The sequence below is a fragment of the Promicromonospora sp. NPDC050880 genome (assembly GCF_044456525.1).
Classification (GTDB): Bacteria; Actinomycetota; Actinomycetes; order Actinomycetales; family Cellulomonadaceae; genus Promicromonospora.
In genome coordinates this window covers 753,860-774,250 of sequence record NZ_JBITFV010000001.1, presented here as the reverse complement: position 1 = coordinate 774,250, position 20,391 = coordinate 753,860, and the positions used below count along the sequence as shown (strand labels likewise).

The following is a 20,391-nucleotide window of genomic DNA, read 5'->3' as shown; positions in this document are numbered from 1 at the left end:
GGGTCCGCCCGCGTCAGCCCGCCAGGTGACCCCACCTCGGCGCGAGACCGGACCACGGCCCGACGTCGGCCACCTCGCCGTCGACCAGGACCACCACGCGGTCGGCGCGGGCCAGCGCGGCGCGCTTCGACGTCGCACCCACCACCGTGGTGCCCCGCTCCCGCAGGGCGGCCCACAGCTCGATCTCGGTCGACGCGTCGAGCGCGCTGGAGACGTCGTCCGCCAGCAGCAGCTCGGTGTCCGCCGCGAGCGCCCGTGCGAGCGCGAGCCGCTGCACCTGGCCGCCGGACAGCCGGACGCCGCGGTGACCCACCAGGGCGTGCGGGCCGCCGGCGTCCGCCATGTCCTGGGCAAGGCGTGCGCCGCGGATCGGGCCCTCGAGGTCGCGCGCGTGGTCGAGCTGCACGTTGTCGGAGAACGAGCCCGACAGCACGCGCGGCACCTGCGCCACGTGCGCCACCTGACCGGGGCGCAGGAACGCCTGGGCGTCGGTCACCTCGGTCCCGTTCCACCGGATCTGACCCGTGTGCTCCATGAGCCCCGCCAGGGCGGACAGCAGCGACGACTTGCCCGATCCGACCTGCCCGAGAAGGAGCACGAGCTCGCCGCGCCGGATCTCCAGGTCGACGTCGGAGACCCCGATGGTGCCGTCGTCGTGCACGGCGGTGACGTGGCGCAGGTCCAGCCGGTCGAGCGGCTCCCGGCGCGGTGCCTCCGGCGCCGGTGCGACGCCCGTCACCAGGTCCACCCCCGGCTGCCGCGACACCAGGTCGACCCCGCCCGCGAACCGGGCCGTCGCGACCTGCCATGCCCGGGTGCCCGGAGCCTCGGTGACGACCGCGCCCGCCACGACGCCGAACCAGGCGAAGCCGGTGACGGCGTTGGCGACCAGCAGCGTCGTGGCCAGGTCCCACCGGCCTGTGAGCAGGAATCCCCAGGCTGCGACGACGCCGAGGTACAGCGTCACCAGCGGCACCGAGTCGAGCACGGCCTGCACCCGGTGCTCGAAGATCGCTGCCTTCACCCGGCCGGAGTCCACCGTGCCCAGGTGTCGGCGCACGTCGGGCGTGCGGGCCGCGAGCTTCACCGTGCGCGCGGAGTCCAAGGCCGAGACGAGGGCGCGGCCGAACCGGGCGCGGGCCGCCGAGGAGCCCGCCGCGGACCGACCTGCGATGGGCCGCCCGATGGCCGACGCCGCGGCCGAGACCACCATGACGGCCAGCAGCACGGCGCCGGCCGTCCACGTCCCGCTGATCAGCGCGGTGGCCGCCACGATCAGGAGCCCGTTGACGAAGTCGACCCAGCGGTCGGCGTACCGCACGAACCGGTCGGCGTCCATGGACCGGGCCACGACCTCGCCCGGCGGGGTGGCCGGCAGCCGGTACTGCCGGGTCTGCCCGTGCATCACGGACATGCGGATACGCAGCAGGATCTCGATCCACCAGCGCGGGTACACGCCCAGCGCACGGGAGATGAAGAGCGGCTGCACGATCAGCAGCAGCGCGAGCGCGACGAGCAGGCCGACCGGCAGCACGCCCGACCCGACCTCCTCGACCGTGCGGCCCCACAGGTAGCCGCTGACCGCGCCCTGCGCCGCGACCAGGCTCGCCAGCAGGAACAGGACCGCACCGAACACGCCCCACTTCGGCCGCACGAACAGCGCGTGCAGCACGCCCCGCGCGAGACTCGGGCCGGTGCCGGGCTGCGGCAGGTCGGGCGGGGTCCCGGTCCGGCGCCGGCCGCCGACGGCGTCGGCCCCGTCGGCAGCGGCCCCACCAGCACCGGTGGGGGTGGCGTCGGCGGTCGCAGTGACAGCCTGAGCACGCACCTCCGCCGCATCGACAGCGACGTCACCGGTCGCGGCAGCCGCCACGCCGTCGTCGCCGGTAGCCCCGTCGAGCGATCCGTCGCTCGCCCCTGCCTCCAGGAGCGTGCGGAACGGACCGGGTGTGCGAGCGAGGACGGCGCGCCGTCCCTGCTGCACCACGCGCCCGTGATCGAGCACCGCGACGAGCCCGGCGCGCTCGATGGTGCCCAGCCGGTGCGCGATGAGCACGCCGGTGCGCCCCGTGAGCAGCCGGTCGGACGCGGCCACGACGCGCGCCTCGGTGAGGGGGTCCATACGAGCCGTGGCCTCGTCGAGCACGACGAGCTGCACGTTCCGCACCAGGAGCCGCGCGAACGCGACCAGCTGCTCCTCCCCCGCGGACAGCGTGGTGCCGCCCGGTCCGAGGAGGGTGTCGAGGCCGTCAGGCATGCCCGCGACCCACTCGGCCAGGCCCAGCTCACGCACGGCACCCTCGACGGCGTCGCGCGGCACGTCCGCGAACAGGGCGATGTTCTCCGCGAGGGTGCCCGCAAGGATCTCCGTGCGCTGGGTGACGACGCCCACGGCCCCGCGCAGCTTCTGCAGGTCCAGGTCGCACACGTCGACGCCGCCCAGGAACACCGACCCTGGCTCGGGCTCGACAGCGCGCGAGAGCAGTGCGGCGAGCGTCGACTTGCCCGAGCCGGTGCGGCCCACGAGGGCCACGGTCTCACCCGCGGGCACCGTGAGGTCGACGTCCGACAGCGCGAACGTGCCCTCGGCGTAGGCGAAGCTCAGGTCGCGCAGCTCGAGCTCGAGCGGCCCCTCCGGCACGTCCCGTCCGCCCTCGGGCTCCGGCTCCACCGCGAGCATCTGGCGGATGCGGAGCACGGCGCCCAGACCCTCCTGGATGTCCGGCAGGTGGTGCACCAGGTTGTCCATCTGCCCCACGAACATGGCCGTGACCAGGAAGAGCGTGACGAGCTGGTCCACGGACAGCCCACCGCCGGACGCGACCACCGCGCACGCCACGGCGGTCCCGGCCAGCAGCGCGTACATCACCAGGCCGGCCCGGCGCAGCAGCCGCTCCTCAACGCGCACCACGTCCTTGAACTTGCGGTGCACGACCGCCGAGAGCTGAGCGACCCGCCGCACCGCGAACGCCTGCCCCAGGCTGGTCCGCAGGTCGTTCCGGGCCGCCACGGCCTCCTCGAAGGCGGCGGCGTGGTCCGTCCACGCGGCCTCCTCGATCACCTTGCGGCGCGCGATCTCACCGAGCAGCGGCCGGGTCAGCAGCGCGACGAGCACGCCCAGCACCGGGAAGAGGAACCAAGCCGGCCACCAGGTGATGCCCGCGACGATCCACATCGGCACCGTGCCCACGACGGTGCGCCCCGCGCCCCAGAGCTGGCGCCGCACGAGCGTGCCGACGGCGTGCGTGTCGTCGTCGACCCGGTCCAGCACCTCCCCGACGGCCTGCTCGGAGAGGGTCGCCAGCGGCTGACGCAGGGCGGCGCTGAGCAGGTCGCTGCGGAGCTTGCCCTCGGCGCGGTCCACGACACCGGCCCAGACCACCTGGCCGACGCCGTCGAGCACCGCGCCGCCCACCACGCACGCGGCGAGGAGCAGGAGCCCGGCGACGGTCGCGTGCGCGGCGAGCTGACCGGCAGCCGCGGTACCCAGGGCCTGCCCGACGGCGCCCGCGGTGAGCGCGAGCAGGGCCACGACGGCGGCCGCACCGCGCAGGCGGCGCCAGTCCAGCCGGCGGGCCGGGTCGTCCGTCAGCACGGGGGCAGGGGGAGGCGACGCCTCAGGTACGGGCGGGGTCTGGGGAGTCTGGGGCGCGTCGATCATCGTTTCCTGAGGCTACGTCGAGACACCGACAGTCCCTGCCTCTTTTTCGCACCGGGCGACCAACGTCACTCCCCGTCCGCCCTCACGGGTCAGGCCCTCAGGTCACCGGAGCGACCTGAGGGCCTGGCACGTCGGCGGAGGCCGGCGTCAGAGGGACGCGAGCGCCTCGTTGAACGTGGTGCTCGGGCGCATCACCGCGGTCGCCTTGGCGTCGTCCGGACGGTAGTAGCCACCGATGTCGGCGGCCTTGCCCTGGACGGCGAGCAGCTCCTCCACGATCTTCTCCTCGCCCGCGCCCAGCGCCTCGGCGAGCGGCGTGAACGTGGCGGCCAGCTCGGCGTCGTCGGACTGTGCCGCGAGCTCACGGGCCCAGTACAGGGCGAGGTAGAAGTGCGAGCCGCGGTTGTCGATCGTGCCGAGCTTGCGGCCCGGGGAGCGGTCCTCGTTGAGGAACGTGCCGGTGGCCCGGTCGAGGGTGTCGGCCAGGACCTGCGCCCGGGCGTTGCCCTCGCTCACGGCGAGGTGCTCGAAGGACGCGGCCAGCGCGAAGAACTCACCGAGCGAGTCCCAGCGCAGGTAGTCCTCCTCGACGAGCTGCTGCACGTGCTTCGGGGCCGAGCCGCCGGCGCCGGTCTCGAACAGGCCACCGCCGTTCATGAGCGGCACGATCGAGAGCATCTTGGCCGACGTGCCGACCTCGAGGATCGGGAACAGGTCGGTGTTGTAGTCGCGCAGCACGTTGCCGGTCACCGAGATGGTGTCCAGGCCCTGGCGGATGCGCGCGAGCGAGAACGCCGTCGCCTCCGCCGGGTCCATGACGTGGATCTCGAGGCCCTCGGTGTCGTGCTCCGGGAGGTACTGCTCCAGCTTCTGGATCAGGTTCGCGTCGTGCGCGCGGCGCGAGTTCAGCCAGAACACGGCGGGCGTGTCCGACAGGCGGGCGCGGGTGACGGCCAGCTTGACCCAGTCGCGGATCGGGGCGTCCTTGGTCTGGCAGGCGCGCCAGACGTCGCCGGCGTGCACGTCGTGCTCCATGACGACCTCGCCCGCGCCGTTCACGATGCGCACGGTGCCGTCGGCGGCGATCTCGAACGTCTTGTCGTGCGAGCCGTACTCCTCGGCGGCCTGCGCCATGAGGCCCACGTTCGGCACGGAGCCCATCGTGGCCGGGTCGAGCGCGCCGTTGGCGCGGCAGTCGTCGATGACCGTCTGGTAGATCCCGGCGTACGAGGAGTCGGGGATCACCGCGAGGGTGTCGGCCTCCTCGCCGTCCGGCCCCCACATGTGGCCGCCGATGCGGATCATGGCGGGCATCGAGGCGTCGACGATGACGTCGGACGGCACGTGCAGGTTGGTGATGCCCTTGTCGGAGTTCACCATGGCCATCTTCGGGCCGTCGGCCAGCGCGGCGTCGAACGCGGCACGGATCTCCGCGCCGTTCGGCAGCGCCTCCAGGCCGGCGAAGATGCCGCCCAGGCCGTCGTTCGCCGAGAGCCCGGCGGCGGCCAGGTCCTGGCCGTACTTCTCGAAGACCGGCTTGAAGAAGGCCTTCACGACGTGGCCGAAGATGATCGGGTCGGAGACCTTCATCATCGTGGCCTTGAGGTGCACGGAGAACAGGACGCCCTCGGCCTTGGCCCGCTCGATCGACTCGGCGAGGAACGCGTCCAGCGCGGCGGCGTCCAGGAACGTGCCGTCGACGACCTCGCCCGCCAGCACCTTCAGCCCGTCCTTGAGGACGGTCACCGTGCCGTCGGTGGCGACGTGCTCGATGCGCAGCGTGTCGTCGGCCGGGATGATCACGGACTTCTCGTTGGAGAAGAAGTCGTCGTGGCCCATCGTCGCCACGTTGGTCTTCGAGTCGGCCGTCCACGCGCCCATGCGGTGCGGGTGCGCCTTCGCGTAGTTCTTGACCGACGCCGGCGCGCGGCGGTCGGAGTTGCCCTGGCGCAGCACGGGGTTCACGGCGGAGCCCATGACCCGGCCGTAGCGCTCGCGCGCGTCCTTCTGCTCGTCGGTCTCGACGCTCTCCGGGAAGTCCGGCAGGTCGTAGCCGAGGGCCTGCAGCTCGGCGATCGCCGCCTTGAGCTGCGGCACCGACGCCGAGATGTTGGGCAGCTTGATGATGTTGGCCGACGGGTCGTTCGCCAGCTCACCGAGCTCGGCGAGCGCGTCCGGCTGGCGCTGCTCCTCTGTGAGCCGCTCCGGGAACTGCGCGACGATGCGGCCGGCGAGCGAGATGTCGCGGGTCTCGACGTCCACACCGGCCTTGGCCGCGTACGCCGAGACGATCGGCAGGAACGAGTACGTCGCCAGAAGCGGGGCCTCGTCCGTGTGGGTATAGATGATCGTGGACATGGGTGTGGCTGACTCCCCGGGTTAGTGGAATGTGCCGATCTCTCGATATCAAGATACCTGAGAGGGCCCGCCGCCCCGGAATCACGAGACGCACCTCACGCCCGCCGCACCGTGGCCGTGGGCACGACGGCGGCACCCACGACCACGCGAGGACTCAGATCAGACCCAGCCCGCGGACGGCGTCGCGCTCCTCCGCCAGCTCGGCGACGCTCGCGTCGATGCGGGCCCGGGAGAAGTCGTCGATCTCCAGCCCCTCGACGATCTTCCACTCGCCGCTGCCGTCGGAGGTGACCGGGAACGAGGAGACGAGCCCCTCCGGTACCCCGTACTCGCCGGAGGACCAGATACCCGCCGAGGTCCAGTCGCCCTCGGCCGTGCCGAGCGTCCAGTCGCGCACGTGCGCGATCGCCGCGTTCGCGGCCGAAGCCGCCGACGACGCCCCGCGGGCCTGGATGATCGCCGCGCCGCGCTTGGCCACGGTCGGGATGAAGTCGTCGGTCAGCCAGGCCGTGTCGGCCGCGACCTCGGCACCCGAGCGCCCGCCGACCTCGGCGTGGAACAGGTCCGGGTACTGCGAGGCGGAGTGGTTGCCCCAGATGGTGAGCCTCCGGATGTCCGCGACCGGTGTCCCGGTCCGGGCCGCGACCTGCGAGAGCGCGCGGTTGTGGTCCAGGCGGGTCATCGCCGTGAAGCGCGTCGCGGGCACGTCCGGAGCGTTGGACGCCGCGATGAGCGCGTTGGTGTTGGCCGGGTTGCCGACCACGAGCACGCGGACGTCGGCGGCGGCGCCGTCGTTGATCGCCCGGCCCTGCGGGCCGAAGATACCGCCGTTGGCCTCCAGCAGGTCGGCCCGCTCCATCCCCGCACCGCGCGGGCGGGCGCCGACGAGGAGCGCGACGTTCACACCGTCGAAGGCCTTGGCCGGGTCGTCGAAGATGTCGACGCCGGCCAGGGTCGGGAAGGCGCAGTCGTCGAGCTCCATGGCGGTACCCTCGGCGGCCGCCACGGCCTGCGGGATCTCGAGGAGGCGGAGCCGCACGGGGGTGTTCGCGCCGAGCATCTCGCCCGCGGCTATACGGAAGAGGAGCGCGTACCCGATCTGGCCAGCGGCTCCGGTGACGGTGACATTCACGGGTTCAGTCATGGCCCCACTCTTGCATCGACGGGGGCCATACGCCCAGCCCTCGCGCATCATGAAGAAAACGCCTGCGTGGATTCAGGTTTTGTTCAGGCGGGTAATGGCAGGATGTGCGCGACATCGCACGCACGCCGCCTCGACGCGCACCCGACGGTGCGCCACTGAAAGGATCTGACTTCATGTCCCAGGACCTCGCCGCGACCAGCGGCGTCACCGAGGTCGAGGAGGAGCGGACGCCGAGCCTGCTCTCCCGCCTGCTCGCCGAGACCTTCGGCACGTTCCTGCTGACGCTCGTGATCGTGGGTGTGCTCGTCTACAGCCCGCTGAACACGGTCGGCGGGCTCGGTGTGGCGCTCGGTGGGGCGTTCGCCTACATCGCGGGTGCCGCGGCCGTCGGCCGCGTCTCCGGAGCGCACTTCAACCCCGCGATCTCGCTGGGTGCCTGGCTCGGCGGGCGCATCTCGATCTCCAGCATGTTCAGCTACTGGGGTGCGCAGCTCGTGGGCGCGATCCTCGCGGCGGCCGTGCTGTTCGCGACCGTGCCGCAGCCGCTCCTCACGCTGCTCGGCAAGGAGAGCACGCCCGACGCCTTCGACTCCGCGGTCAACGGCTTCGCACAGAACTCTCCGCTCTACCTGCAGACCCAGGGCCAGGCGCAGTTCGACTGGCTCCCGGCCCTGCTGGTCGAGGTCATCATCTCGGCCGTGCTCGTCGGCGTGTACCTCGGCGTCAACGACCCGCGGAGCAAGGTCGGCTACGCCCCGGTCGCCGTCGGCAGCGCCATCGCCGCGCTCACCCTGGTCTCGTGGTTCGTCACCAACGCGGGCATGAACCCGGCCCGCTCCACGGCCGCCGCGCTCTTCGCCAACAGCTGGGGCGCCGACGGCTCCGGTCGCCAGCTCTGGCTGTTCTGGGTCGCGCCGCTCGTCGGCGCCGCCCTGGCCGCGCTCTTCTACCGCGCGTTCGGCTCGGCCGAGGCCGAGGAGGAGCTCGAGGACCTCGACGAGGACGACGACGAGGACGATGACGACGAGTCCGTCGTCGAGCCGGCCGCCGCCGAGCCCGCTGCGACGCCCGCCACGACGCCCGCTGCCGAGGAGGCCGCGCAGGAGTCCGCGGAGCCCGGGAAGAAGACCGACGACAAGGCCTGATCCCGCAGCACTCGCACGACGACGGGGCCGCGCTCTCCTCCGGGGGTGCGGCCCCGTCGTCGTGCACCGGGAACCTGTCCGGCCCGTGCCACCGGGTGAACTCCCCTCACGATCCGGTCACGCCGCCCGGGAGCGCGCGGGACACCTGGTAGATATCAGCCGTGTCCGCTTCCCCACCCCCTGCCGACGTCGCGCCCGGCACTCTCCAGGTGCCCGTGCACCGCGGCTGGATCGTCGCGTCGATGGTCTTCTTCTGGCCCCTGGCGATCCCGGCCGTGCTGGCCGCGAACCGGGCCGCCCGCGCGCTCGGCGCCGGCGACGGCACGACGGCGGAGGCGGAGGCGCACACCGCGCGTGGCCTCGCCCGGGTCGGCGTCCTGGTCGGTGCGGTCACCACCGCCCTCGGCCTCGCGACCTACGTGACGCTCGCCGTGCTCGGCGTCCGGTACGGACCGGAGCTGCTGGGGCTCGCAGACGCACCGACGGCGACCGCGGCACCCGACTCGTACCGCACGGCCGCTGCCCCGGTGCGGGAGGCCATCAAGGTCGAGCCGCTGGAGCTGGAGACGGGCGACTGCTTCATGGCCCCGGACTGGGACTCGGAGTGGGCGATGATCGACGTCATCCCCTGCAGCCGCGCACACGACGGCCTGGTGATCGACGTGACCGAGCACCTCTACGACGAGTTCCCTGGCACCACGGCCATCGAGGACGACGTCTGGTACGAGTGCTGGCCGCGGTACGAGGACTACACGGGGATGCCGGCCGCGTCGGACTCGCCCGTCTGGACGTTCCAGCCCGACGCCGAGGACTGGCGGGCCGGCGGGCGCACGAGCGTCTGCTTCGTCGAGGCGCTGTACCCGGTGGAGGGCGAGTTCTCGGCGCACCCGCAGGTCCTGGCGAAGGGAGCCACCTCGTGAGCGGCCACGACCTGCCCCCGCTGGTCCCGCCAGACGGCACCGCACCCACCCCGGACGGCCCGGCTCCCGCTCGGCCGCTCTTCGCGGAGCCCGCCCCGCCGTACGCCTCGGGCTCGCGTCCCTCCGGCGCCTATACCCCGGGCCCGTACGCGCCCGCCCCCGGGGTGCCTGCTCCCGGTGTGCCTGCTCCCGACGTCGCCGGACCGGCGCCCTATCACCCGGTGCCTCGCCCGCCCGCGCCGCCGTCGTCCGGCATCGGGTGGACGATCGTCGCCCTGCTGTCGTGGTGGCCGTTCGGTCTCTGGGCCTACCCACACACCCAGCGGGCCACGCTCGCCCTCGCCACCGGGGACCTCGAGCAGGCGTCCGCCGAGGCGGCAAAGGCGCGCCGGGCCGGCATCACCGGCCTCGTGTGCACGATCGTGGTCAGCCTCGTGCTGACGGTCGCCATGCTGGTCGGCTTCGTCGCGCTCGTGCTCTGGGGCGAGTCCCGGCTCGGCCCTCCGGAGTCCGCGACCAGCTACGTGGCCGACAACGAGCCCGGTTCGGGCCCGGCCGACGGGACCAGCGTGTGGGAGCTGCGCGAGGGCGACTGCTATCTCACCGACGGTCTGACCGACGTGGTGCGGACCGTCGCCGTGGTGCCGTGCGACGAGCCGCACGGAGGCGAGCTGTACGAGGTCACCTACATCGCCGGCTGGGCGCTCAGGGAGGACTTCGGCACGATCTCCCCCGACTATCCCGGCGACCGGTGGATGGCGGAGCACGCCGACGAGGCCTGCCGTGCCGCGCTCGCGAAGGCGACCGGCGGCCCGGCCGACGGCGCGGGCCTGCACGTCTGGCACACCGCACCGGACGCGTGGGACTGGCGTGCGCAGGACCGCCGGATCGCGTGCCTCGCCGAGTCCGAGACCGACGTCGTCGGCCCGGTCGGCGACCATCGGGCGAACGGCGGCTGACCAGCAGGGGACGACGTCGGGCAGGCTTCCGTCGCGAAACCCCGCACCGCTACGATCGCGCATCATGGCCGACTCCACGCAGCCCTCCCCCGACGCCGGCGCACCCGAGCCGCAGGTCACGGCCACGTCAGCGGCGCCGGCGGGGACAGACGGGACGGGGCGTGCGGAAGCGGACGGCGCGGAGGCGCGAGCCGACACGACGGGCCACGCGGGGACTGAGGCCGAGACCGGCACCATCGGCACCGACGACGACGCCCCCACCGGCCCTTCCTCGACGCGGGTCGGCTGGGTCGTCGCGGCCTTCCTCTTCTTCTGGCCGCTCGCGATCCCCGCGCTCGTGCTCTCGATGCGGACCGCCGAGGCCAACGGCACGGGCAGCTTCCGCCGCGCCAGGAAGTCGTCGGTGCACACCCTCGACTTCGCACTCGGTGCGGTGACCACGGGCGTCGTCGGCCTCGTCGCGCTGGCGATCGGCATCGTGGCCGCACCCACCTACGCGTCGTCGCTCCCGCCGGGCGTCGTCGCGGCGGCCCGGTCGTTCGTGCCCCCGGCGCTGGCCGGCCCGCTGGGCATCGGGACGCCCGGCGGCGGCGGCGCCCCGACGTCGACCGCCGCACCGTCCGGCGACCCGTATGCGAACGACCCGTATGCCGAGGACCCGTACGGAGAGGATCCGTACGGAGAGGACCTCTCCGCGCAGGACCCGTACGCCCAGGACCCGTACGCAGACGACCAGTCCGGCGAGGACGCCGGCGAGGACGGGTACGGCGAGGACCCGGCCGACGGCACCGACCCCGGCACCTCCCCGGAGGACGGCGGCGCGGCGGACCCGGGGTCGGACGCGACGGCCACGTCCGGCGCGGAGATCCCCGACCTGGAGGTCGGCGACTGCTTCGACACCAGTGCGACGTCCGGCCAGTCCACGCTGTACCGGATCCCCGTGGTGTCCTGCACCACGGCGCACGGCGGCGAGATCTACGCGGAGACCACGGCGGACGACAGCCTGGCGAAGGACGGCGAGGCGCCCACCCAGCAGGCGCTCTGGGACGCGGCCGACGCCTACTGCTACCCGCAGTTCGCGAGGTTCGTGGGGCTGCGCTGGGCGCGGTCGGAGCTGCTGTACTGGCCCATCGCGCCGTCGGAGGAGAGCTGGGCCGAGGGTGACCGGCGCATCCTGTGCGTCGTCGAGTCGGAGACGCCGGTGACGGGAACGCTGCGGGACGCCGAGCGCTGACCCGTCCGGCGGGAGCCGGGAGAGTCGGACGCCCGGAGAGTCGGACGGGCCGGACGGGGAAGAACCAGAGGAGAAGGTTCAGATGCTCGGCGTCGCCACCGCGAGGATGCCGATGAGCACCGCGGTCGAGCCGTAGAGCACGATGTCGATGGTCCGCGTGCGGATCACGAGGCCGACCGGGCTGTCGAGCACCGCGCGGAAGATCGCGCAGACCACGAGCACCACGCCGATGCCGATCGCCCCGGCTCGCGCGCCGGCGACCATGCCGAGCAGGACCGAGAGCACGACGCCGCCGAGCACCATCCAGATCGCGAGGTTGCTGCGCTGCAGCTCCGGGAGCGTCATGTCGGCGGCCTCGCCGCTGGCTGGCTCACTACGGTCAGGCTCCCGGGTGGTCGTCGTGGCGGCCCCGGCCAGGCCTGCCTGTCCGGCGCGTTCGAGCGTAGCGGTTCCGGCGGGGCCCGGCTCGAGGAGCGTCGTGGCGCCACCCGGTGCGCCGGGGGCGGTCCGCGTCTCACTGAGATCCACGGCACGAGAGTACAACCGAAACGTCGCGATTCAGGAGAGCCGTGACCTGCTTGCAACCAGAATGCCAGCGCGTTCCCAGGTTGGCGGCCTGCGAGCTACCGTGAGGTCCATGCCCTCACCCTCAGCACAGGTCCCCAGCAGCGTCGTGGTCGTGGGTGCGGGGCTGGCGGGCGCGCAGACCGCCGCAGCCCTGCGCACGCACGGTTTCGAGGGGCACCTGACCGTGCTCGGTGCCGAGGGCCTGCCGCCCTACGACCGGCCGCCGCTGTCCAAGGAGCTGTTCAAGCGCACCGAGCCGGTCTGGCTGGCCGACGACCTCGGCATCGACCTGCCCGCCCTCGTCGACGACCTGCGCCTCGCCGACCCGGCCGTCCGGCTCCGGGTGGACCGCGAGCACGTGGTCGTGCGGACGGCGTCGGGCGACGACGTCGAGGCCGACGCCGTGGTGCTCGCCTGCGGCAGCGCGCCGGTCCGCCCGGCGGGCTGGGACGCCGCCGTCACCCTGCACACCGCGGCCGACGCCGACCGGCTGCGCGCCGCGCTCGTTCCCGGTGCCCGGCTCGTGGTGGTCGGCGCGGGCTGGATCGGTGCCGAGATCGCAGGGGTCGCGGCGGGCGCCGGGGCGCGGGTCACGGTCGTGGAGGCGGGCCCGGTGCCGCTGGAGCGCCAGCTCGGCCGCCGGGTGGGCGGCCTGCTGACCCCCTGGTACGACGACGCCGGCGTCACCCTGCTCACGGACATCGCCGTCGACCAGGTGCTGGCCGGGCGGCAGGAGGGTGCGCCGGACGGAGCACGCGTGACCCTCGACGACGGCCGCGTGCTGGAGGCCGACCTGGTGCTGGCGGCCGTGGGCGCGCGTCCGGCGTCGGGCTGGCTGGCCGGTTCGCTGCCGCTCGAGTCCAACGGCGGCCTGCGGGTCAACCGGGCCGGCCGCTTCATGGGGCTGCACTCCCCCACCGACCCCGCCGGGCACCTGCACCTCGACGCGCTGCGGCGGGTCTGGGCCGTGGGTGACGTGGCGACCAGGGAGCACCCGGTGTTCGGCCCGGTGCCGGGCGGGCACTGGTCGGCCGCCCTGCACGACCCCGAGCCGACCGTCCGCGCGCTGCTCGGCCTGGACGAGCGCGCCGCCGAGCCGGAGCACGTGCGCGCCCGGCTGGGTCTGGCTCCCGTCCCCGCGCACGCGCCGTACGTCTTCTCGCAGCAGCTCGGGCACGACCTGGCGCTGTTCGGCGCGCCGTCCCCGTTCGACGAGGTGGTGCTGCGCGGGGCACCGCCGGCGCCTGGCGAGCCGGGGGCGGGCAGCGCCTCGGGCGGCAGCGCGGGCGGCTGGGCGGCGCTCTACCTGGAGCGCGCGCTGGACCGGCATCCCCGCCGCACCCCGGACGGCCATCGCGTGGCGACCGTCCGGGCCGTGCTGCTCGTCGACTCCCCCCGCGAGGTGGGGCAGGTACGCAAGCTGATGAACCGCAGCGTCCCGCTGGAGATCGACCTGGACCGCGCCCTGGCCCCGGGCACGAAGCTCAAGGACGCCGTGCTCTGACCGTGCGGGTCGCTCCGGCAGCCGGATCTCCGCGCACGGCGGCGAGACGCCCCGGTTGGTCGCCAGGGAGACCTACCCTCGCGGGGTTCGGTTGCTCTGCGTAGACGTTGTCTACACAGAGCAACCGAGCTCCGCGGGGCACCACGACCCGGCACCCCGATCGCGCCGGGCGCCGCGGCGTCCCTCTGTTCGCCTCAGTGCGCGAAGTGTCGCGTGCCCGTCAGGTACATCGTGATGCCGGCCGCCTCGGCGGCCTTGACCACCTCTTCGTCCCGGATCGACCCGCCCGGCTGCACGACGGCGGTGACCCCGGCGTCGAGCAGCACCTGGAGGCCGTCCGCGAACGGGAAGAAGGCGTCCGACGCCGCGACGGCGCCCCGGGCGCGCTCGACGGGCCCGGACTCGCCGTCGGCCAAGGTGTTGGCACGCTCGACCGAGAGGCGGCACGAGTCCACACGGTTCACCTGGCCCATGCCGATGCCGACGGCCGCGCCGTCCTTGGCCAGGAGGATCGCGTTCGACTTGGCGGCACGCACCGCCTTCCACGCGAAGGCGAGGTCGGCGAGCACCTCGGGCGAGGCGGCCTCGCCGGTGGCCAGGGTCCAGTGCTCGGGAGCGTCGCCGTCGGCCTGGAACCGGTCGGTGGCCTGCATGAGCAGCCCGCCCGAGATGGGCCGGGTCTCGACGGCGGCGGCCGGCGCCTCCGGGACGACGAGCAGCCGGATGTTCTTCTTGGCCTGGAGGATCTCCAGCGCCTCCGGCTCGAAGCCGGGGGCGACGACGACCTCGGTGAACACCGGGGCGATCTGCCGCGCGGCGTCCGCGGTCACCGGGCGGTTGGCCGCGATCACGCCGCCGTAAGCGCTGACCGGGTCGGTCGCGTGCGCCTTCGCGTGCGCCTCCGCGATGTCCGCGCCCACGGCGATGCCGCACGGGTTGGCGTGCTTGATGATCGCGACGGCGGGGCCCTCGTGGTCCCAGGCGGCGCGCCACGCGGCGTCGGCGTCGACGTAGTTGTTGTAGCTCATGGCCTTGCCGTGCAGCTGCTCGGCCTGGGCCAGGCCCGTCACGCCGTCGCCGCGGGTGTACAGGGCGGCACGCTGGTGCGGGTTCTCGCCGTACCGGAGCACGTCCGAGCGGTCCCACGTGCCGCCGATCCAGGCCGGGAAGCCGGAGTGCTGCGGCTCGCCGTCGACCGTCACCTCGTCCGTGGGGGACACGACGCTGCCCATCCACGACGCGACGGCGACGTCGTACGTCGCGGTGTGCACGAAGGCCTGGGCCGCGAGCGCCTTGCGCTGCGCGTAGGTGAACCCGCCGGCCCGCACGGCGTCGACGACGGCCGGGTAGGCGGCCGGGTCGACGACCACGGCGACGGACGGGTGGTTCTTCGCCGCGGCGCGCACCATGGACGGGCCGCCGATGTCGATCTGCTCGACGACGGCGTCCGGCCCGGCGCCCGAGGCGACGGTGGCGGCGAACGGGTAGAGGTTCACGACGACGAGCTCGAACGGCGCGATGTCGAGCTGCGCGAGCTGGTCGAGGTGGTCCTGCTTGCGGGTGTCGGCCAGGATGCCGGCGTGCACGCGCGGGTGCAGCGTCTTGACACGGCCCTCCAGGCACTCGGGGAAGCCTGTGAGCTCCTCGACCGGGGTGACGGGGACGCCGGCGTCGGCGATCTTCGACGCGGTGGAGCCGGTCGAGACCAGCTCGACCCCCGCCGCGTGGAGCGCGGTGGCGAGCTCGATCAGGCCGGTCTTGTCGTAGACGCTCAGCAGGGCGCGCCGGACGGGGCGCTGCGAGTCGTCGGTGAGCTGGACGTCAGGGGTGGACGGGGCGCCGGACATGGCGGTTCTCCTCGGAGGTAGCTTCGCGGAAAACCCTGGCACCCAGGCGGGCGGCGCGCATCACGGGTCGCTCGGCCGCTCCCCGGTGGTGACCCACCCTCGCCAGTCACGGCCACGGGCAGTCTACCGGTGCGGCACCGGGCCGCGCCGCCCGCCCGGGTCACCCATCGGGGCTCGCGCCGACATTCACGCCACGACTCACGCCACGACTCACACCACGGCTCACACCACGGCTCGCACCGCGGGTAGGTCGGAGAGGTCGAGGACGAAGCGGTAGCGCACGTCGTTCGCGGCCAGTCGGCGCAGGGCCGTCGACACCTGGGCGGAGGGCAGCACCTCGACGTCGGCCGTGATGCCGTGCTCGCCGCAGAAGTCGAGGAGCTCCTGGGTGCGCGGGCGTCCCCCGCTCCCGGCGGACGCCAGGCTCTTGCGCCCGATCAGCAGGTCCATCGTCTCCAGCGAGATCGGGCCCAGGTAGCCGAGCGAGACGAGGGTGCCGTCGAGCGCGACGAGCCGCAGCAGGGGCCCCGGCTCGTGGGGCGCGGAGATGGTGTCGATCAGCAGGTCGACGGTGCCCGCCGCCCGGGCGAGCTCACGCTCCTCGGTGGTCACGACGACGTCGTCGGCCCCGAGCGCCCGCGCGTCGTCCGCCTTGCCGGGCGACCGGGTGAGCACGACGACGCGTGCGCCGAGAGCCTTGGCAAGGCGCACCGCGAGGTGCCCGAGACCGCCGAGGCCCGCGACCCCGACGGTCGTCCCGGGCCCGGCCTGCCACCGGCGCAGCGGCTCCCAGACCGTGACGCCCGCGCAGAGCAGCGGTGCCACGGACGCGGCGTCGAGGTTCGCCGGACGGTGGTAGACGAAATCCTCGCGGACCACGTACTCGCCGGAGTAGCCGCCGAGCGTCGTCGTGCCGTCGTGCCGGTCGCGCCCGCCGTAGGTGAGCGTGGGGAACTCCGCGCAGAAGTTCTCCTGACCTGCCCGGCACAGGTCGCACGTGCCGCAGGAGTCGACGATGTTGCCGACGGCGACCTGGTCACCGACCCGGAACCGTGTCACCTCGGCGCCTGCCGCCACCACCTCGCCGACGAACTCGTGCCCCGGCACCAGCAGGTCGTCGCCCTCCCGGTCGGACAGCGACCGCAGCGCGGACAGGTCGGTGTAGCAGACCCCGCAGTAGGTGACGCGGACCGCGACGTCGTCCGGCCGCAGCTCCCTGCGCTCGATGGTGCGGAGCGTGAGCTCCTGCTCGGGGTGCCGGGCCCCGTACCCGTGGGTGCTGCGCATGTGCGCCTCCTCAGAGCAAACAGACTGTTCGGTTTATTTGGAGCCTACGGCATGCACCCGGACCCGACAAGCACGTGGCAGGTATCCTCGCCACGTGCCAGACAAGCCCCCCACCGCGCGCGGCGCGGCGACGTGGCACCGGATCCTGGGGGCCGCGACCGTCGAGTTCGCGCAGTTCGGCTTCGCCGGCGCCCGGATCGAGCGCATCACCGGCGCCGCGCGGACCAACAAGGCCCAGCTCTACGGCTACTTCGGCACCAAGGACGAGCTCTTCGACGCCGTGCTCGCGCAGTCGTTCCGCCAGATCATCGACCTGGCGACCATCGACGCCAACGACCTGCCCGGCTGGGCCGTGCGACTGTACGACGAGTACCTGGTCCGCCCCGACATCGTCCGGCTGGCCACCTGGGCCCGTCTGGAGCGCAGGCCCCAGGGCCACCTCGTCGACGCGGACGCGCGCCAGGACAGCGAGAAGCTCGCCGCCATCGCCGAGGCACAGGCGGCCGGGGTGGTGGGCCCGGGCGACCCGTTCGACGTCATGGCCATGGTGATCGCCATGTCCATGGCCTGGTCACCCGTGAGCAACGTGTACGCGGCGTACCCGGACGAGGCCCAGGCCGAGCACGACCGGCGCCGGGAGTTCCTCCGCGAGGCGGTCCGGCGCGCCGTCGCGCCGGCTTGAGCCACGCCCGATCACACGGGGTTACGCGGGGTCACCCGTCACCCGAGGCCGGGATCCGCACCTCGAACCCCAGCAGCTCCCAGGCGCGCTCCGCCCGGCGCACCCGGGCGTCGCCGTCAGACCCCGACAGCCCGCCCGCGACCATCGCGACGGCGAGCAGCAGGTCGTCCGGCGTCGTGCCGGCCGGTGCCGCGCCGGCCGCGGCGGCCTCGTCGAGCCGGGCACCCAGCACGGCGGCGACCCGGTCCCCCAGCGCGACCACCCGCCGGTCGGGCTCCCCCGAGCGGACCAGGTCCACGAACGCGACCGAGTCGACGGCGTGCCGCGTGACCAGCCCGAGGAGGTCCGGCAGGGCGACGCCGGTCGCGGCGAGCTCCTCGACCAGCACGACCTGCTCCTCGAAGACCGCCACCACCAGGTCCAGCCGCTCCGGGAAGTGCCGGTAGAGACTGCCCTGCCCCACGCCCGCCCGCTTGGCCACCGCGCTCAGCGGGGCGCCGGTCCCGGCGGTGCCGAAGACCTCGCGGGCCGCGGACAGCAGCGCCGCCCGGTTGCCCGCCGCGGCCCGGGGGCCGAGGTTGGGCGCGCCACCGCGCGCCGCGGACGCGCGAGGAACCGCACCGCGTCGAGGGTCGCGAAGCACACCGGTCATGGCGCTATCCTAGATACCGGACAATGTTGTCCGGTATCGACCACGTTCGAGGAGCACACCATGGCACTGACCGTCCACTCCACCGTCGGCGAGTGGCTCGACCACCCTGTCGGCGGCCAGGTCCTCGCCGGGCTCCTCGCACAGGGCGGCGCCACCCCGGACTCCCTGACGCCGGCCCGCGGCCTGCCGCTGGAACAGCTCGTCGCCCTGTCCGGGGGCGCGTTCCCCGCCGAGATGCTCGACGGCCTGATGACCGCCTACCGGGAGGCCGCACCCGAGGAGGCCGGCGGGTCCGCGAACGCGGACGCCGAGCATGCCGCCACCGGCACGGCCGCGGGCTGGTCCGAGCGGATCACGCCCGGCCGGTTCACCGGGCAGACCGTGGTCGTCACGGGCGCAGCCTCCGGCATCGGCCGAGCCGTCGCCTCCCGGGTGGCCCGCGAGGGCGGCCGCGTGATCGCCGCCGACATCTCCGCGGAGAAGCTCGACGACCTCGCGTCCACGCTGACCGACCTGCCCTCCGGAGCGCAGGTCGTGCCCGTGGCGGGCGACATCTCGAACGAGGACGACGTCGCCCGGATCGTCGCCGCCGCGGAGGGCCGCGTGGACGCGCTGGCCAACGTCGCCGGGATCATGGACGACATGTCGGCGGTCCACGAGGTCAGCGACGCCCTGTGGGAGCGGGTGCTGCGCGTGAACCTGGAGGGCACGATGCGACTCACCCGCGCCGTCGTGCCGGGCATGCTGGCGGCCGGCCAGGGCCGCATCGTCAACGTCACCTCGGAGGCCGGGCTGCGGGGCTCCGCGGCCGGCGCGGCCTACACCGCCTCCAAGCACGCTGTGGTCGGGCTGACCAGGTCGAACGCCGTGATGTACGCCAAGCACGGCATCCGCACCAACGCCGTGGCGCCCGGCGGCGTCGCCACGGGCATCCCCGTGCCGGGCCAGGCCGAGTTCGGTGCGGCCGTGCTGCGCCCGCACCAGGTCAACATCCTGAGCCTCGCGATGGCCGAGGAGCTCGCGGCGACGATCACGTTCCTCCTGTCGCAGGACTCCGTGAACCTCAACGGCGCGATCGTCGCGGCGGACGGCGGCTGGTCGGCCGCCTGAGCGGAGCGGCCGTCAGGTGGCCGACGGCGTCCGCGCCACCGGCCAGTCGATCGCATCGGCGGCCCAGGTGTCCGGTGTGCCGATCCGCATCAGCGGACGGGTGAGGGCAAGGGCCACGAGCACGATCAGCACGGCGCCCGTCATGGCCCAGAGCGTGCCGCCGATCCCCCAGCCCTCCAGCAGCGCGCTGCCCAGCACGGGAGCGGCGGGCGCGGCGATCAGCCCGGTCAGCCCGAGCAGCGACGTGGCGCGGCCCATCATGCGGTCCGGGATGATCACCGCGAGGTAGCCGGTGAAGCCCGCGTTGAGCGCCGGGTACAGGAACACGCCGACGGCGAGCATCGCGACGAACACCCAGTAGGCCGGCGCCAGCGCCATGACGGCGAGCGCGACGGCGAGCAGCCCGATGGTCAGCACACCGAGCCGGCCAACCCGCGCGCGCCGCACGATCGGGCCCGCGACGACGGCGCCCGCCAGCATGCTGATCCCCGCGCACGCGTCGACCAGACCGATGAGGCGCGGGTCGGTGCCGGTGCGCACCAGCTCCAGGTTGACGGCCACGACCAGCGCGATCGAGGTCAGGTTCAGCAGCGTGATGAGCACGAGCACCGCCCGGAACAGCGGCACCCGGCCCACGAACCGCAGCCCCTCGCGCAGATCGGCCAGCGGGTGCGTCGCACCCGTGCGCTCCTCACCCAGCGGGCGGCGCACGAACGAGACCGCCACCAGCTCGATCGCGTGCCCCACCACGGACGCCGCGAACGGCAGCACGTGCGCCATGCCGTAGAGGAAGCCGCCGACAGGCCCGGCGAACAGGGCGACCGCCGCCATCCGCCCCTGGTTGACCGCCATCGCGTCCGCCATCTGCGCAGCGGGCACGACGGCGCGCAACGCTGCGCCCGACGCCGGGTTCACGAACGCGCTCACCGTCGAGGAGCCGAACAGGACCAGCGCCAGGTGCCAGGCGCCCAGGGTGCCCGCGACACCGCCGACGAGGACGGTTGCCCACAGGGCAGCACCCGTCGCCGCCGCGACCACCAGCAGCAGCCGACGGTTGACCCGGTCGGCCACCACGCCGGCCGGCAGCGTCGCCAGCAGGGCACCCACCTGCCCGACGCCGCTGATCAGCCCGGCCTGACCCACCGACCCCGTGACCTCGAAGGCGAGCAACGGGATCGCGAACGTCCCGACACCGGCGCCGATCGCCTGCGCGAACCGTCCCGTCGTGAGCAGCAGGTAGGCCGCGTTCCGGCGGAGCGGCACGTCCGAGGATCCGGCGGACGGCGAACCGGCGGCTGGCGACGCGGAGCCCGACGACGCG

15 protein-coding genes are annotated in these 20,391 nt (G+C 73.8%); 7 read left to right on the top strand and 8 right to left on the bottom strand.

Annotation, left to right across the window (positions count from 1 at the left end):
• Window positions 1-13: 13 nt before the first annotated feature.
• The 3 genes from ACIBBF_RS03495 to ACIBBF_RS03485 form a co-directional block, all read right to left on the bottom strand.
• Window positions 14-3,661, bottom strand: a complete 3,648-nt coding sequence (locus tag ACIBBF_RS03495; RefSeq protein WP_397410515.1) for an ATP-binding cassette domain-containing protein — start codon at window positions 3,659-3,661, stop codon at window positions 14-16.
• A gap of 147 nt (window positions 3,662-3,808) precedes the next feature.
• A complete protein-coding gene (locus tag ACIBBF_RS03490) occupies window positions 3,809-6,019 on the bottom strand; it encodes an NADP-dependent isocitrate dehydrogenase (protein WP_397410513.1) in 2,211 nt (736 codons plus the stop codon).
• A 154-nt stretch (window positions 6,020-6,173) separates the two neighbouring features.
• Window positions 6,174-7,163, bottom strand: a complete 990-nt coding sequence (locus ACIBBF_RS03485; protein ID WP_397410511.1) for a malate dehydrogenase — start codon at window positions 7,161-7,163, stop codon at window positions 6,174-6,176.
• 173 nt (window positions 7,164-7,336) lie between these two features.
• Here ACIBBF_RS03485 and ACIBBF_RS03480 point away from each other — a divergent pair, with 173 nt between their 5' ends.
• The 4 genes from ACIBBF_RS03480 to ACIBBF_RS03465 all read left to right on the top strand — a co-directional run bounded on the left by ACIBBF_RS03480 (window position 7,337) and on the right by ACIBBF_RS03465 (window position 11,421).
• Window positions 7,337-8,308 carry an MIP/aquaporin family protein gene (locus ACIBBF_RS03480; RefSeq protein ID WP_397410509.1) on the top strand — a complete coding sequence of 324 codons (972 nt, stop codon included), beginning with the start codon at window positions 7,337-7,339 and terminating at the stop codon, window positions 8,306-8,308.
• Between the two features lie 161 nt (window positions 8,309-8,469).
• Complete coding sequence (locus ACIBBF_RS03475) at window positions 8,470-9,228, top strand: CD225/dispanin family protein (RefSeq protein WP_397410507.1); 759 nt, start codon at window positions 8,470-8,472, stop codon at window positions 9,226-9,228.
• On the top strand, window positions 9,225-10,187 hold the full coding sequence (locus ACIBBF_RS03470; protein ID WP_397410505.1) for a septum formation family protein: 963 nt from the start codon (window positions 9,225-9,227) through the stop codon (window positions 10,185-10,187). Before ACIBBF_RS03475 ends, ACIBBF_RS03470 begins: the two co-directional genes overlap by 4 nt.
• Window positions 10,188-10,251: 64 nt before the next feature.
• Window positions 10,252-11,421 (top strand): septum formation family protein, encoded by a 1,170-nt coding sequence (locus tag ACIBBF_RS03465; RefSeq protein ID WP_397410503.1) that lies wholly within the window; start codon window positions 10,252-10,254, stop codon window positions 11,419-11,421.
• Between the two features lie 78 nt (window positions 11,422-11,499).
• Here the strand turns inward: ACIBBF_RS03465 and ACIBBF_RS03460 are convergent, their stop codons facing one another.
• Window positions 11,500-11,949, bottom strand: a complete 450-nt coding sequence (locus ACIBBF_RS03460; RefSeq protein ID WP_397410501.1) for a DUF3017 domain-containing protein — start codon at window positions 11,947-11,949, stop codon at window positions 11,500-11,502.
• Between the two features lie 109 nt (window positions 11,950-12,058).
• Between ACIBBF_RS03460 and ACIBBF_RS03455 the strand changes: the two genes are divergently transcribed.
• A complete protein-coding gene (locus ACIBBF_RS03455) occupies window positions 12,059-13,492 on the top strand; it encodes an NAD(P)/FAD-dependent oxidoreductase (protein WP_397410499.1) in 1,434 nt (477 codons plus the stop codon).
• A 194-nt stretch (window positions 13,493-13,686) separates the two neighbouring features.
• Here ACIBBF_RS03455 and purH read toward each other — a convergent pair whose 3' ends face one another.
• Both purH and ACIBBF_RS03445 read right to left on the bottom strand, forming a co-directional pair.
• A complete protein-coding gene (purH, locus tag ACIBBF_RS03450) occupies window positions 13,687-15,339 on the bottom strand; it encodes a bifunctional phosphoribosylaminoimidazolecarboxamide formyltransferase/IMP cyclohydrolase (RefSeq protein WP_397410497.1) in 1,653 nt (550 codons plus the stop codon).
• A 222-nt stretch (window positions 15,340-15,561) separates the two neighbouring features.
• Window positions 15,562-16,626 (bottom strand): NAD(P)-dependent alcohol dehydrogenase, encoded by a 1,065-nt coding sequence (locus tag ACIBBF_RS03445; protein WP_397410495.1) that lies wholly within the window; start codon window positions 16,624-16,626, stop codon window positions 15,562-15,564.
• Window positions 16,627-16,720: 94 nt separating this feature from the next.
• Here ACIBBF_RS03445 and ACIBBF_RS03440 point away from each other — a divergent pair, with 94 nt between their 5' ends.
• A complete protein-coding gene (locus ACIBBF_RS03440) occupies window positions 16,721-17,308 on the top strand; it encodes a TetR family transcriptional regulator (RefSeq protein ID WP_397410493.1) in 588 nt (195 codons plus the stop codon).
• 31 nt (window positions 17,309-17,339) lie between these two features.
• Here the strand turns inward: ACIBBF_RS03440 and ACIBBF_RS03435 are convergent, their stop codons facing one another.
• Window positions 17,340-17,960 carry a TetR/AcrR family transcriptional regulator gene (locus tag ACIBBF_RS03435; RefSeq protein WP_397410491.1) on the bottom strand — a complete coding sequence of 207 codons (621 nt, stop codon included), beginning with the start codon at window positions 17,958-17,960 and terminating at the stop codon, window positions 17,340-17,342.
• A gap of 60 nt (window positions 17,961-18,020) precedes the next feature.
• Between ACIBBF_RS03435 and ACIBBF_RS03430 the strand changes: the two genes are divergently transcribed.
• A complete protein-coding gene (locus tag ACIBBF_RS03430) occupies window positions 18,021-19,070 on the top strand; it encodes an SDR family NAD(P)-dependent oxidoreductase (RefSeq protein WP_397410489.1) in 1,050 nt (349 codons plus the stop codon).
• Between the two features lie 12 nt (window positions 19,071-19,082).
• On the opposite strand, the gene ACIBBF_RS03425 is transcribed toward ACIBBF_RS03430, so the two are convergent.
• Window positions 19,083-20,333, bottom strand: coding sequence for an MFS transporter (locus ACIBBF_RS03425; RefSeq protein ID WP_397410487.1), 1,251 nt, complete (start codon window positions 20,331-20,333; stop codon window positions 19,083-19,085).
• Window positions 20,334-20,391: the final 58 nt, after the last annotated feature.

What these genes read in the sequence shown, in the direction of transcription:
- ACIBBF_RS03490 (WP_397410513.1), bottom strand. Translation starts at nt 6,019, where the DNA reads ATGTCCACGATCATCTATACCCACACGGACGAGGCCCCGCTTCTGGCG.
- ACIBBF_RS03430 (WP_397410489.1), top strand. Translation starts at nt 18,021, where the DNA reads ATGGCACTGACCGTCCACTCCACCGTCGGCGAGTGGCTCGACCACCCT.
- ACIBBF_RS03435 (WP_397410491.1), bottom strand. Translation starts at nt 17,960, where the DNA reads ATGACCGGTGTGCTTCGCGACCCTCGACGCGGTGCGGTTCCTCGCGCG.
- ACIBBF_RS03495 (WP_397410515.1), bottom strand. Translation starts at nt 3,661, where the DNA reads ATGATCGACGCGCCCCAGACTCCCCAGACCCCGCCCGTACCTGAGGCG.
- purH (WP_397410497.1), bottom strand. Translation starts at nt 15,339, where the DNA reads ATGTCCGGCGCCCCGTCCACCCCTGACGTCCAGCTCACCGACGACTCG.
- ACIBBF_RS03455 (WP_397410499.1), top strand. Translation starts at nt 12,059, where the DNA reads ATGCCCTCACCCTCAGCACAGGTCCCCAGCAGCGTCGTGGTCGTGGGT.
- ACIBBF_RS03480 (WP_397410509.1), top strand. Translation starts at nt 7,337, where the DNA reads ATGTCCCAGGACCTCGCCGCGACCAGCGGCGTCACCGAGGTCGAGGAG.
- ACIBBF_RS03465 (WP_397410503.1), top strand. Translation starts at nt 10,252, where the DNA reads ATGGCCGACTCCACGCAGCCCTCCCCCGACGCCGGCGCACCCGAGCCG.
- ACIBBF_RS03485 (WP_397410511.1), bottom strand. Translation starts at nt 7,163, where the DNA reads ATGACTGAACCCGTGAATGTCACCGTCACCGGAGCCGCTGGCCAGATC.
- ACIBBF_RS03445 (WP_397410495.1), bottom strand. Translation starts at nt 16,626, where the DNA reads ATGCGCAGCACCCACGGGTACGGGGCCCGGCACCCCGAGCAGGAGCTC.